Below are 230 nucleotides of genomic sequence, written 5' to 3'. Positions count from 1 at the left end.
AATACGTAGGTGGCTAGCGTTGTCCGGAATCATTGGGCGTAAAGCGCGCGTAGGCGGCCCGGTAAGTCCGCTCTGAAAGTCCAGGGCTCAACCCTGGAAAGCGGGTGGATACTGCCGGGCTAGAATCCGGAAGAGGCGAGTGGAATTCCTGGTGTAGCGGTGGAATGCGCAGATATCAGGAGGAACACCAATAGCGAAGGCAGCTCGCTGGGACGTTACTGACACTGAGG

1 rRNA gene is annotated in these 230 nt (G+C 57.8%); it reads left to right on the top strand.

Annotated elements, in window-relative coordinates:
* Positions 1 to 230 (top strand): 16S ribosomal RNA (locus tag ACTHS3_RS18865); the annotation flags it as partial.

The organism is Neisseria sp. P0009.S007 (genome assembly GCF_051962515.1).
This window is presented reverse-complemented; position numbering and strand designations above follow the sequence as displayed.